10 protein-coding genes are annotated in these 12819 nt (G+C 65.4%); 3 read left to right on the top strand and 7 right to left on the bottom strand.

Annotation, left to right across the window (positions count from 1 at the left end; all coding sequences use genetic code 11):
• Window positions 1-8 precede the first annotated feature (8 nt).
• The 3 genes from HH212_RS12640 to HH212_RS12630 are packed head-to-tail and all read left to right on the top strand — an operon-like array spanning window position 9 to window position 2576.
• Window positions 9-623 carry a DUF3304 domain-containing protein gene (locus HH212_RS12640; RefSeq protein WP_170202795.1) on the top strand — a complete coding sequence of 205 codons (615 nt, stop codon included), beginning with the start codon at window positions 9-11 and terminating at the stop codon, window positions 621-623.
• Window positions 620-2299 carry a T6SS phospholipase effector Tle1-like catalytic domain-containing protein gene (locus tag HH212_RS12635; protein WP_170202794.1) on the top strand — a complete coding sequence of 560 codons (1680 nt, stop codon included), beginning with the start codon at window positions 620-622 and terminating at the stop codon, window positions 2297-2299. Before HH212_RS12640 ends, HH212_RS12635 begins: the two co-directional genes overlap by 4 nt.
• The gene (locus HH212_RS12630) at window positions 2241-2576 is read left to right on the top strand and encodes a PAAR domain-containing protein (protein ID WP_370663925.1); all 336 of its coding nucleotides are present in this window, start codon (window positions 2241-2243) and stop codon (window positions 2574-2576) included. Before HH212_RS12635 ends, HH212_RS12630 begins: the two co-directional genes overlap by 59 nt.
• A 227-nt stretch (window positions 2577-2803) precedes the next feature.
• Here the strand turns inward: HH212_RS12630 and HH212_RS12625 are convergent, their stop codons facing one another.
• From HH212_RS12625 to HH212_RS12595, 7 genes are all read right to left on the bottom strand, one after another.
• On the bottom strand, window positions 2804-2974 hold the full coding sequence (locus HH212_RS12625; RefSeq protein WP_170202792.1) for a hypothetical protein: 171 nt from the start codon (window positions 2972-2974) through the stop codon (window positions 2804-2806).
• Between the two features lie 188 nt (window positions 2975-3162).
• Window positions 3163-4428: a hypothetical protein gene (locus tag HH212_RS12620; protein ID WP_170202791.1), complete on the bottom strand. Its 1266-nt coding sequence runs from the start codon at window positions 4426-4428 to the stop codon at window positions 3163-3165.
• Between the two features lie 17 nt (window positions 4429-4445).
• Entirely contained in the window at window positions 4446-8291 is a 3846-nt protein-coding gene (locus tag HH212_RS12615; protein WP_229217699.1) for a tubulin-like doman-containing protein, read from the bottom strand.
• A 20-nt stretch (window positions 8292-8311) separates the two neighbouring features.
• On the bottom strand, window positions 8312-8782 hold the full coding sequence (locus HH212_RS12610; RefSeq protein WP_170202790.1) for a hypothetical protein: 471 nt from the start codon (window positions 8780-8782) through the stop codon (window positions 8312-8314).
• Window positions 8783-8965: 183 nt separating this feature from the next.
• Window positions 8966-10639 (bottom strand): hypothetical protein, encoded by a 1674-nt coding sequence (locus HH212_RS12605; protein ID WP_229217698.1) that lies wholly within the window; start codon window positions 10637-10639, stop codon window positions 8966-8968.
• Window positions 10579-12078, bottom strand: a complete 1500-nt coding sequence (locus HH212_RS12600) for a hypothetical protein (protein WP_170202789.1) — start codon at window positions 12076-12078, stop codon at window positions 10579-10581. Before HH212_RS12600 ends, HH212_RS12605 begins: the two co-directional genes overlap by 61 nt.
• Before the next feature lie 134 nt (window positions 12079-12212).
• Window positions 12213-12701: a DUF3828 domain-containing protein gene (locus tag HH212_RS12595; protein WP_170202788.1), complete on the bottom strand. Its 489-nt coding sequence runs from the start codon at window positions 12699-12701 to the stop codon at window positions 12213-12215.
• Window positions 12702-12819: the final 118 nt, after the last annotated feature.

Raw genomic sequence — 12819 nt, 5'->3', positions numbered from 1 at the left:
GAAATACCATGAAGATTATTATTCCAAATTTTTTACGATGGTACCCCATTCTATCGCTTACGCTAACGATCGCGTTTCTTGGAATTTGTACAATTTTATATGAATACTTCAAAGTAGAAGATAATACTGTAGTTTCGTTAAGCGCCATTCACCACTTAGGAGAAGAGTATAGAGTCAACAATTTTTATATCGATAAACGTATCAGCGGCGAAATTATGGAAGGTGGAGAAGGAGGAGGATTAATATGCTGTATAACAATTCCTAAAATATGGACTCCAAATTTGATGGTTGAAATAAGGTGGGAAGTAAACCGCATTATTCAAACATCCGACTTTATAAAAAAGGCCGAAATGGAGGGAATATATCGTGCACGAGTCCCTATTGAAAGTTACACTGAAGCTGATCATCTCTGGGTTCATTTCTTCCCACACGGCCGTGTACGAGTTGTTGTAAGCCGATTCGGACCTCATGCAGAACTACATCCGATCGAATGGGATGACATGCAGGCCACTAGAAAAGCAACCACAGGATCAATTTCTAAAGAACTATTTACCCCTGAGGAAATTGCCGAGTTCAGGCACGAAGACTCATTAAATAGAAAGAAATATGGAGACTGGCGATGAAACGTTCCGACATAGTTGTTTCCCTAACAAAAATCGCTCCAACAAATGGAATAACACAAGTTATTCCACAACATAGCATCGATTTTAAAAAATGTGAAATAAATATTAATATTGGATTGTTTTTTGATGGAACAAACAACAATCGAGAAAATGATTTCCCAAAACTAGCACATAGCAATATTGCGCGATTATACAGAGCATATAGACAAGACAATTTAATGGGCTATATTCCCATTTACATCCCAGGCGTGGGAACCAGATTTAAGGAAATTGGCGAAGATGGGGAGAGCACACTGGGCGGCACATCTGCATTCGGATGTGAAGGACGCGTTATATTTGGCCTTTTGTCAATTTTTAATGCTTTAAATTTTTGCTCTTTTAAAAATAATATTTTTGACGAAAAAACCATTCTTGCGTTATGTCGAAACAGTATCGACTCAGCTGACAATGAAGATCGAGAAATCCTCTCAAAATTCGGAACACGTGACGGCTTGCTACAAACACGTTTCGCTAACGACAGCATACGTGTTAAATTCCTAAAAAAGCAAGCGACTTTTTTGGCGGAAAAACTTAAGGAAGGAAAGCCACGCGCGGTCGAATGTTTTCTTGACGTATTTGGCTTTTCAAGAGGGGCCGCGGAAGCACGAGTATTCTGCCATTGGCTAGACGAGTTGCTAGTAGATGGTCGTTTGGCTGGTGTATCTATACGATTTCGCTTTGTTGGAATTATCGATACTGTCGCCTCTGCAGGGTTTTGGTCCGGTGCCGTGGCAATAGCTAAAAACTCAACCGGCGGTCACGGCGCTTGGGCAAGTGCAAAAGCGCTGCAATTACCTGTTTCTGTCCAAAACTGCGTGCATATGGTAGCCATACATGAACTCCGCCGAAATTTTCCTTTAGATGAAATCGGCGTTAATGGCAAGCTACAATCTGGATGGATTCAGCACGCTTATCCAGGTGCGCACAGTGATGTCGGTGGCGGTTATCGGCCAAATGAACTCGGCATTTCCTTAGGAAGCGATTCTTTGAAATTATCTCAAATACCGTTGAACCACATGTTGGACTGTGCAATTGCGGCTGGCGCGCCAATGAAAAGACCTGTACCTTCGCCTGGCGGATATGATCCATTTGCCATCCATCCTGATTTGGCAAAAGCATATGATAGTTTCATCTCTCAAGCCACGTTGGCACCCCGACCGATATATGAATGGCTCCAACAATATCTTAATTGGCGGTGGCAGATACGCGACCATTTTCACACCTCCAATCAAGTTAAGGGAGCGACTCAGGAAGAGAGAGAAGTTCTCATTGCTTTCAACAACAGAATGATCGCGGATGCTGCTGCCATGACCAGATCTGCCAAGATGAACCTTGGCCAACGTACGTTTTCAATCCTAAAAGGGAATTTGCTTACTGGGGCGAGAAGAGATCTTGTGACGACAACCTTATTGGAACCAGAAGCTCGAGAAGTTCTTGCACTCGCGCAGCGCGCCAAGCCGACACCACTTCCTTTTGCTGAATTGTTTGACAAATACGTACATGATTCACTTGCCGGATTCAACCATCCATCGTTGGAACTTACAGGCTATTGGCGTTATCGTAGAGTGTTCTTAGGAAATGATGATCACACCATCGCATCGAACCAAGAAGTTGAAACAACGCGCAATACCGCCTGATGCGTTGTGGCGAGGCTATATGAGAGATCAAAAAGGACGCGGCGTTATTCGCCTAGGGGATAAGACCACTCACGGTGGAGAAGTCATTTCGGCAGCTCAGGATTTTAAGGTGCTCGGCAAGCAAGTCGCTTTGGATGGAGATTCGACATATTGTCCGCGATGCAAAGGCAATTTTGCCATCCATCCACATGGTAGCACTCGTAAGCATCATGGGAAGCAGGTCGCGTATGACCAGGACATTACCGACTGCGGTGCCAAGTTGATTTCATCGATCTAACTCAATTACGAGCACATCATGCCAGCTTCGTTCTGCTAGCTTAAGGGCACCTCGAAAAACCGTAGCGAGCGGCAGCAGTTTCAGCTGAGAAGGACAGCCGTACAGGGGTACGACGAGCATCGCAAGCTGAAAGTGCAACGCGCAACAGGTTTTTCGAGGTGCCTTGTAGAGCGAGCCGGCAGGATTGCTCGAATGTAAAATGTGCGCCGCATGGCGGCTTCGCCTACTCAGTTGCCGACGCCGGACAGCGTATCGCGCCGCAGGCGCAGGCGCGTGTGCGGGCTGCGGATGCCGGCGCACATGCCCCACGCGGCGGCCCAGCGCAGGGCGCGGTCGGTCTCGGGCCCGAACGGGCGCGCGGCCGAGGCGCGCTTGAGCGCGGCGGACATACGCTGCATGGCGTAAAGCTTTTTCGGTGAAATCAGCTTCATCATGTCATAACGATAACAATGAAGAAGCTGGGCGACGGTGCTCCAGCTAACGGATGGCGCCATGCCGCACGCCTGCGCGGCCGTTACCGGCCGCCGCGCGGCGCCATGACCCGGCAGCCGGCCGGGACGATGCGCACCTGGCGCCATCCGGCGTTTCAGTACATCCCTTCACGCTCGGCCTGGGCCTTGACCGCCAGGCACTCGCGGTAGTGGCTGTCGCCCATGGCCAGGCACAGACTCATCCTGTCGGCGGCGGACGCGTAATCGCCGTGCGCCAGGTCGCCCCTGGCCTCGGCCAGCAGGGTGGCGGCGCTGCGTCCCGACGTCGAGCGCGCCGCACCGCCGCCAGCTTGCCGCGCCGGCACGGCCAGCGGATGGGCATCGCCGGCGTCGCTGCCGCTGCTGCCGCGCGCACCGCCGTTGCCGCCGCCGCGCTCGTCCTGGCGCGCCTGGATGCGTTCCTTGAGTTCGCGGGTCCGGCCGTCTTCTCCCCAGCGGCGCACGAAGGCCTGCAAGCGGGTACGCGCCTTGTCAGGGCTGCCCGCCGCCAGCGCCGCCTCGACCGCGCTGCTGGTATCGCTCCAGGCCTTGTTGCGCTGGCGCCGCCTGGTGCAGGCGGCGGCTTCCTCGTCGAGCGAGCGCTGCAGGCGCGCCAACTGTTCCGGCGTGGCGCGGCTGCTGCGCAGCGCGGCCAGTTCGGCTTGCGCGGCGCTGCCCTTGCAATCCCTGGCCAGCGCGATGGCGTGGTCGATGCGTTGCTCGGTCTTGCGCGCCGACGGCTTGGCCCACAGCCACATGCCCCACAGGATGGCCAGCGCCAGCAGCCACCAGCGCAGGCGCACCGGCCGGCGCTGCGGCGCGGCCGGCTTTGCCGGGATAGCCGGGCGCGGCACTTCCTGCCGCGCTGCGCCTGCGCCCTTGGACGGCCTGTCGTGGGCAGCGTCCATGCCGGCCGCCGGGCGCGCGCCGCCGCTGCGGCCGAAGCGGTGCGCGTCCGGCGTAGGCGCGGCCGGGGCCGCATGCGCACCAGCAGCAGCACCCTCCTCCGGTCGCACCGCGTCACCGGGCGCGGATGCGGCATTCGCGGCGCCGGCCTGCTGCGCAGCGGATGCCGGCGGCGCAGATAGCCCGGACGGTACAGGCGACAGGGATTCGGACGGCGCATCCGACCAGCCCGACGGCGCCGCCGCCGCGCTGGCCGCGGCCCCCGCGGCGGCAGCGATGGCGGCTTCGCGTTTCGGCCGCTCTTCCTGCATTCCGGCCGTGGCTGTGGCCGGCCGCTGCGCTGGCCGGCCGCCTGGTTCTTGCGCGTGTGCGCCTGTTTCCTGCGCCGTCCCGCAATACGGGCAGAAGTTGACCGGACGCGGCATCGGGCGCGCGCAGGCCGCGTTGACGCAGCGGTAAATGACGTGGTCTTGCACGGTGCTCCTTGTCGCGCTTATTCCGGATCGGGGATCTGGTCGTCCGGATCGGGAATCGCGTTGTCGAGCGCCTCCGCCAGTTCCGGCAATTCGCCGATCGTCTTCCATTTGTCCTGGCGCGGATTCCACGCCATGTTCCAGATGCGCGTGCCGCGCCCGGCCTCGCCGCGCATCAGCTGCTGGACGACTTCGTCGAAGGCGTACGGGCCGCGCTGGGCGCCGTCGACGAACAGCTTGTAGCGCGCGCCGATCGGGGTGGCGCCGACCACGAACGCCGCCGCGCCGGCGCCGCCCTCGATGGAAGCCGTGCCCGGCGCGGCCGCGGCGCCGGTCGCGCCGAGCACGAAGGCGGACGATCCGTTGCCCGGCCGCTTGGCCAGCATGTCGGCAGTGCCGGGCGCCGCTGCGCCGGGCGCAGATACACCGGCCACCGCTGTGCCGCCGCCCGCGCCGCCCTGCGCGCGCCGCTCCAGCACCTGCGCCGCGGCGCCGTCGCTGGCCAGCAGCTCCGGCCGCATCACGCGCTTGTCGGCGGGCCGCTCGACCTCCCACTGGTACGCGTCGCCGGCGGAATCGGGGACCGTCTCCGTCCACTGGCCCAGCTGCGCCAGCGCGGCGTCGATCTGCGCCGGCGACAGCGCCGGGTCGAGCGCGACCGCGCGCCGGAACCACTGATCGTACAGGCGGCGCGCGGTGACGTTGGGCAGCGACGGCGACGGCAGCTGGGCGCCGGTCTCGTCGACTTCCAGCTTGGGTTCGTACACGCGCAGCTGGTAGTGGCGCATCAGCGCGGCCAGCAGCGCCAGCTGGTGCGCGCCCATGCCGGCCAGGCGCGTGCGCACGGCGGCGATCACCTGTTCGCGGTAGTAGGGCGGCAAGCCGTTCGATCGGATCGCGTATTCGTTGCCGATCTGCAGCCATTCGCCGGAGCCCGGCTCGACCTCGAACAGGTACTGGCCGCGCGGCTGGAAGCCGGCTTCGCGGTCGCCGGCGTCCGGCTTGCGCCGCACCACGCCCAGCGCGATCGCCTGCAGGAACCATTCGTAGTCGTCGGCCAGGCGGTTCAACTCGTCCATCGATGGCGAGATCGGGTGGCGGAACCGGGTGGCGTCGAAGTGCAGGTGGGTCGGGATTTTCGGGTTCTCGATCTGGTACGAGGCGCGCCAGGTCGGCAGGCCGCGCAGCACCGTCATCGGGTAGCCGGACAGTTCGATGTAGCACACCGCCCTGCCCGCCTCGCCGGTATTCACGATCGACACCAGGTCGCCGTGGAAGAAACCGCTCGGCACGGCGGCGCGGATCTCGGCTTCCATGCGGCGCCAGGCCACCGGATCGCCGACGCCGATGAAGCACTTGAACTGGTCGGCGGCGGGCGTGAACTCGGCCGAGAAGCGCGCGTTAATCCAGGGCATGGCGCTCCTGATCCATTCGCTGAACACGCGGTGGCGTTCCTGCGGCGACATCGCGCCCAGGCGTTCCAGCAGCGGATCGGCCGGCGCTTCGCCCTCGGCGCGCTGGCTGGACAGTTGCGTCTGGGCGCGGCGGAACAGTTTCAGCAGCAGGTCGGCGCGCAGGCGCTCGTCGCCCAGTTGCGGGAACAGGCGGCGCGAGCCACCGAATTCCTGCAGCACTTCCTCGCTCCAGCGGCCGGCGTCCGGCCCCAGGCGCACCGGTTCCGGCGCCATCTCGCCGGCCAGCTTGATGTAGGTGGCGTGTTCGTGACGGGCGTCGGCGCGCAGCTGGCCGATGCGCTGGTCGACGGCGCCCAGCATCGCCAGCACCGCGCGCCGCCCTTCCTGGAATTCGCCGGCCAGGCCGCTCCATTGCGGCTGGCCGTGCTCGTCGGGCGCCTGCGGGTCGCCCAGCCAGGCCGACATTACGCGCATCACCTCGATCGCCTGGCTTGATGCCACCGCCAGCAGGTGGAAGCGCAGATAGTCGGCGATGTCGCGTTTCAAATGGTTCATCACCTCGCGCGCCTGGGCATCCTTGCCGAACAGGCGCCCGGCCGCCTGGGTCAGGTTGTTCAGCGATTCCTCGACCTGGCGCGTGCGCAGCGCGTCGCGGATGTCGCGGTAGCGCTTGCCGTTGCGCTGGGCGTGGCCGAGGTCGCGCTGCGCCAGACGCGCCTTGACCTGTTCCAGCAGCGACAGCACGAATTCCAGCCCGCCCTGCTTGCGGTCGTCGAGCAGCGCGTACAGGCGCGCGCGCACCTGCGCCTGCAGGTCGGCGCGCAGCTGCGTGGTATGGCGCTTGATACGGTCTTCGCTGGTCTCGGCGGTGGCGCCGGCCTCGCGGATGGCGTCGCGCTCCAGGTCGGGCAGCAGCTCGACGATCTTTTCGCGCCACAATTTGAGGTCGTAGGACGCCATGATGCGATCGACCTCGAGCTGTACCTTGCTCTCGACCCGTTCCAGCAGCGAGCGCCCGTCCTTGTCCATCAACAGCATGTCGGTCAGCGCGTATTCCTGGAACGGCGTGACGTCCACCGTGCCCTTGCGGAAGTCCGGAAAGTCCGAGAACGGATGCTCGCTCAAGCCCATCTGCTCGCGCATGAAATTGTCGCGTTCGGCGTCGCCAGCGCGGCGCACGGCGCCGCCGCTGCCATCGCCGGCGGCCAGGCCGAAGAAATCCTTGACCATCAGCGCCGCCAGCTCGTAGGCGCGGATATCGTCGCGCAGGCTTTGCTGGGTGTCGAGCACGGCCTGGCCGAAGGCCGAATACACCTTCGAATACGACAGGCGCATGTCGCCGAAGCGCCCTTCCGGCACGCGCGGGTTGTACGGCCCCAGCTTGTGCTGCTGCTGGTTGACCGCCACCGAGCGCTTGCGGTTGGCGAAGTCGGCCGAGGCGAAGTCCTCGAACAGGGTGTCGGCCACCATCTGGTAGACGTCCTTGACGTCCTGGGTCGCCTTGTTGGCCAGGTTGGCGGTGTCGACGAAATACACGTCGTCGAAGGGCGCGCCGCGGCCGACCACGCTGTCCGGGTCCATCCAGCTGACGCGCGCGTTCATGTCGCGCATCGTGGTTTCCAGTTCCATCATGGTGGCGTAGGCATTGGCCTCGGTGCGCTCCTTGTTGGCCTTGGCGTAACCGGAGGGCATGAACATCACCAGGTCGACCTGGCTATCGGCCACTTCCTGGCGCGCGATGGCCTTGGCGATCCAGCCCAGGTCGATCGCGCTGCCGGCGCCGGTGCCGCCGGCATTGGAGGCGATCACGACGATGCGGAATTTCGAGGTATCGACCTGCAGGCCGAGGCGCTGGTAGTTTTCCTTGCGCTCGTTGCCGGCGTTACTGCTCAGGAAGTTCAGCGCGCCCTTGATGCGCCCGCGCAGCTTCGGATACTTGTCGAACAGGTACAGGCGCGCCAGCGCGCGGATCTGGCCGGCGCCCTTCGATGGGTCGATGCCGAGCGAGCGCAGCTTCTTCGGGCGCAGCGGCATCCAGTTTTCGATGAGCGGGAAACGCGCCAGGCTGTCGTCGGACTCGTGGTACTGCGGCAGGTCGAGCGGTTCGACCAGGCGCTCCTCGTCGGCCAGCTTCACCAGCTCGTACCAGGGGTCGGTGCGCTGCGACTTGCCCTCGTCGATGACGGCGTTGTTGTCGAGGTCGAAGTGCAGGAAGCGCGCCACCGGGAAGTCGGCGATCGATTCGACGCGCGTCGGATGGCGGCGGTTCCACACTGCTGACAGGATGCGGCGGCGGATGCGCATCATGACTTCCATGCCGGTGCCGCCGGCACCGATGAACAGCGTCGGGCGCAGGTCGACCTTCAGCTCGGTGCGGCCGGCGCCGTTGCTGCCTGCGTCGCGGCCGGCGCCGCCCTGGTCCAGGGTCGCGGGATCGGGAAAATCTGCCATGGGATTCCTTTGGATTGACATCAGCGGCGGCCGACGAACAGCGCCGCCACCAGCGTCACCAGGCCGACCACCAGCAGCGGCCCGGTGATGGCCAGCGTCAGGTACCTGGCGGCGTTGACGATCGCCAGCACCGCCGCCAGCGACAGGAAGCCGAGGCCGACGAACAGCAGCCAGCCGGCGCTGCCGGCCGCCGAGGGCGACACGCGCCGCACCACCATGTGCTGCACGTAGGCGTTGCGCACGAAAAAGTAAATCACCAGCATGACCAGGAATACCGCACCGGCGATCGCCAGGTCGCGCCCGGAGGTGTCGCGCAGCGGCGCGGCCGATGTGTTGGTCATGCCGCCGGGCGCGATCTCGACCGGCTGGCGGGCGCTGTCCGGGGTCGTCTTCGGCATCGCCTCGTCCGGGGTCTGGCCGGGGAGCTTGAAGCCGGGGTCGGCGGCGCCGGAGGATGGCGAGGTGGCGGGCGTGGTGGGCTGGTTCTGCATGGGGTTCGTCCCTGATTTGCTGTACTTGGTAGAGGTTTTTACGGTGTTGTCAGTGTCGTTACTTCCGAATCTGCTTGCACATGTTTGGCATCGCGAGTTCCGATAATTTGCATGGGTCCCCGCCTGCGCGGGGAGTCGGTTTCGGCGTTTGCATGGCGGCGGTCGGTTCGCGAGGCAACGGAATCACCGTCCCAGGCGCACCTGCGCGCCTTCGCGCAGGTCGAGCAAGCGGTGGCCGAACAGCGTGGTCTTCAGGCGCGCCACCTGCTGGCCGGCGCGGTCGTAGATCGGCTGGACGGCGCCGGCGCGCGTGTGCACGGTGCGCAGTTCGTCTTCCACGGTCAGGGTCACGCGGCGCGGACGGCCATAGGCCCACGCGGCGGCGCCGGCCGCGGCCAGCAGCGCCAGGCCGCCGCCCAGCAGCGCCACCAGCGGCGCCGCGCCGTAGTGCACGCGCACCTCGAGCGGCAGCACTGCGGTCGACGCCCCGATCTCGGCCGGCGGCGTGAAAATCTCGGGCAACGGATCGCCCGGGAACAGCGCCGCCATGCGCGCGACGAAAGCCGGCGACAAGGCCAGGCGCTGGTCGCGCAACTGCACCTCGATGCGGCCCGGCAGCACGTAGGCCGAGCCGGCCGACTGCAGCGCCTCCAGCGACCATTTGCCCGGCAACTGCGCCACCGGCAGCTGCACCGTCGAGGCCAGCGGTTCGGCGCGGCCCGGCGCCAGGTCGCGCACGCGCGCGCTGCCCAGTACGATCGGGCGCGCCTCGCCGGCCAGCGTCGAGCGCGCGGCGATGCCGGCGCTGCCGATGGTGTACGGATAGATCGTGTTCTCGACGTTCCACAGGATGCGCGCTGCCGGGCTGCGCGCGTCGGGCGCGACGTCGGCGCGCAGCAGGCCGCCGGCATCCATCGAGAATTCGACGCCGGGCGCGCCCTCGACCTTGCGCGGCACCAGGCGCACCGTGTCGCGGTCGAGCGGTTTCAGGCGCGCCGGCGGCTCGGTGATCACGCGCGCCACGCGGCCCGACGCCAGCAGGCGATCCAGTTCGCGCGCGCCCTCGCGGCCGGCGGCGAACACGTACACCATCAGGCCGTTGGCGCGGTAGTGTGCGCCGGTCACCGGCATGCGCAGCGGGAAGGCGAGCGCCTTGTCGATCGCCGCGCCATGGTGGATCAGGTTGTAGAACTCGCGGTTGCGCGCGCCGGTCGCCTGGTCGTTGTTCGGGCTGTTGCGGTTGTTCGTCACCACCCATACCAGACCCGGCTTGCCTTGCAGGACCTGCGTCAGCGCCGCGTTCACGGCTTCGCCCAGGTCGGTGTCGGCCAGTGCAGTGGTGCCCGGCGCGGCGCCGCCCGGCTTGCGCGCCACGTCCAGTCCGGCCAGCGCGGCGCGCACGTGCTGCGGCGTGGCGGGGCCGACGCTTTCCGAGAGCAGCGCGCGCGGCGACGGCGCGCCCGGGCGCGACTGGTTGAAGGCGGCCAGCACCAGCGCGTCGCCCGGCTGCGCCACGCTGGCGGCCAGCGCCGCCACCAGTGGCTTGAAGGGCGATTGCGGGTCGGTGTAGAACGGCTCCATCCAGCCCGAATTCTGCACCAGCAGCACCTGCGGGACGGCCGCGGCATCCCGGGCGGCGACCAGGGCCAGCAGGCCCGCCGCACCCAGCGCGGTGCGCAGCAGCGGACGCAGCGCGGCGTGTACGGGCACCGGTGCGGCGCGCGCGCCAGGCCGCGCCATGCGGCCGGCGGACAGGCGCGCCCTCGCCCGCGCCAGCCATGCGGACACGGCGCCCATCACGGCAGCGCGTCCAGGTTCCAGCCGCGCATCCGGTTCCAGTCCGGATGGTGCAGCCACAGGCGGCCGGCGTACACGAGCGGCACGCACTCCTGCGGACGCGCCAGGCGCGCGACCTCGTCCAGGATCACGTTGCGCCGGCCGATCCATTCGACCGTGGTGCGCGGGATGGCGCGGCCGGCCAGCGCGTCCTCGGCGCGGCCGGTGTACTTGTGCAGGCGCAGCACCAGCCCGCTCGGCTGGCTGCGGTTGTTGTTGAAGCCGCGCAGCAGCGGCAGCACCAGCGCATCGTCCTCGTGCTGGTCTTCCACGTGCTCGCCCGACCAGGGTTCGTCGACCACCGCGTGGCCGCGCCGGAACAGCAGGTTGGCGAAACCGAGGCGCGCGCCGTCGATGCGCTCGCGCTGCGGCTTGTCCGCGCCGAGTTCGAGGAAGCAGTAGGACTGGCCGTCGTGGCCGATCAGCCACATGCGGCCGTCGCGGCTCAGGGTCGGACCGCCCAGGTCGAGGCTGGGCAGCCAGGTGTCCGGCCAGGGCAGGAAGCGCGGCGCCTCGCCGGGTCGCCAGTCCAGCTGCCCTTCCGGATGCAGCCACAGCAGGCGGCCATCGTAGCCGACCGGCCGGCTCCAGCCGCCTGGCGGCAGTGCACCGCATTCGTACGACGGCCCCGGCGCCAGTTCGGCGTCCAGCACGTTCAGGCTCAGGCCGCCGGCGCCGCCCCGCGCCAGGCAAGCGGTCTGGCGCCGCATGACGCCGGGCGCGGCCACCAGCGGCGCGGCCAGGACGGTGTCGGTGCGGTAGGTTTCGCCGACCGGATTGATCCACAGGCGGCGCAAGCCATTTACGCTAGGCACCAGCGCCACTTCGCCGCGGCGCGGTTCCGTTACCGGCAGCCAGGCGTAATCGGATGCGGTAAAGCTGAGGTCGGCTGCGCCATCCTCGGCAGACAGGATCTGCCAGGTCTCGCCCAGCGGATCGAAGTATTGCAGCACGCCGCGTGCCGGGGCCAGCGCCAGCAGGCGCTGTTCGGGAAAGCCGTAGCTGCCGGCGGCGAACACGCAATGGGCGTTGGGCGGCGCCGGCAGGGTGGCGTCGGCGCGGCCCGGCGCCGGCGCCGGCGGACGCTCTTCCAGGCTGTCGCCCAGCGCCATCGAGGTCACCGGCAAGCCGTGCGGCACGTGGCGCGGCAGCAGCGCATCGGCATGCGGACCCCACCAGTCGGGCTGGCGCGCGCGGCGGCCGTCGAAGCGCTGCAGCGGACTGCCGCACTCGGGACAAAAGGCAAAGCCTTCGGGATAGACCAGCGCGTGCGCGCAGGCCGTCGGCAGCGAGGCGCCGAGCAGGCGCGCGACGTCGGCTGCGCGCCCGCGCGCCAGCGCCTGCGACTGGACCTGCGGCCAGTCGATCCGTCCCAGTCCCTCGCTGGCGGCCAGTTCGAACTGGCCGCTCCTGTCGTCTTCCAGCCAGACGCTGGCTGGCGTTTCCCATCGGTAGGCCATTCGCTCCGCCGTCAGATCATCGAAAAGTCAGCGGCCCGCTCATCCGTCGGGCCGTTGTGCTTTTGGAATGATAGCGTCACCGTCAAGGGTACGGCGCGCCGTTCACCGGGTAGCGGCTGGATGTACTGCTGGGATCAAATACCGGGCTGTTCGGTTGAACTTTCCTGGCTTTCCGTCGAGCGTGCTTCGGCCAGCGCCACCTGGCGCACCTTCCAGGCGCCGTCTTCCAGCACCATGGCCAGCGCCAGCACGCGCTTGGCGCCGCCATCCTCGCCCAGCGTGACGATGACGTCGGCGGCGCCGGCGCGCCGGCGCACGGTGGTGGCCGCCACGTGGCCGCGCCAGGCGCTGCGGTAGCCGGGCGACTGCAGGAAATAATCGCGTTCCGGCGCGCCGCCACCGTTCAGGCGCGCGACCAGCCGCGCGACCAGCGCCTGCGCTACATAATTGCTGAATACGGCGTGGCGGTCGCTCAGCGGATCCTGGTCGGCGCTCAGGGTGTCCAGGTACCAGCCATAGAACGCGGTGGCCACCGCTTCCGGCGCTGCCGGCCGCGCCGGTGCGGCGTGCAAGGACGACGCGCCCGGCCAGGCCAGCCCCAGGCAGCACAGTGCAACGGACAATATTACGTTTAGAAATTTTTCTTTTAGAATCAACATGATGGCGCTCCTTGCCTTCGACTGTGCGCCGAAGCCGGCCCGCCGGTGGTGAGCCTGCGCAAGCGTGCGCCGCCGTGGCGGC

Source organism: Massilia forsythiae (assembly GCF_012849555.1).
Classification (GTDB): domain Bacteria; phylum Pseudomonadota; class Gammaproteobacteria; order Burkholderiales; family Burkholderiaceae_D; genus Telluria; species Telluria forsythiae.
The sequence above is the reverse complement of the archived record's forward strand: the minus strand, read 5'-3'. Positions and strand labels throughout refer to the sequence as shown.

Bases quoted from the DNA above. Each gene is read 5' to 3' on its own strand.
- HH212_RS12640 (WP_170202795.1), top strand. From the start codon at position 9: ATGAAGATTATTATTCCAAATTTTTTACGATGGTACCCCATTCTATCG.
- HH212_RS12635 (WP_170202794.1), top strand. From the start codon at position 620: ATGAAACGTTCCGACATAGTTGTTTCCCTAACAAAAATCGCTCCAACA.
- HH212_RS12630 (WP_370663925.1), top strand. From the start codon at position 2,241: ATGATGATCACACCATCGCATCGAACCAAGAAGTTGAAACAACGCGCA.
- HH212_RS12625 (WP_170202792.1), bottom strand. From the start codon at position 2,974: ATGCAGCGTATGTCCGCCGCGCTCAAGCGCGCCTCGGCCGCGCGCCCG.
- HH212_RS12615 (WP_229217699.1), bottom strand. From the start codon at position 8,291: ATGGCAGATTTTCCCGATCCCGCGACCCTGGACCAGGGCGGCGCCGGC.
- HH212_RS12610 (WP_170202790.1), bottom strand. From the start codon at position 8,782: ATGCAGAACCAGCCCACCACGCCCGCCACCTCGCCATCCTCCGGCGCC.
- HH212_RS12600 (WP_170202789.1), bottom strand. From the start codon at position 12,078: ATGGCCTACCGATGGGAAACGCCAGCCAGCGTCTGGCTGGAAGACGAC.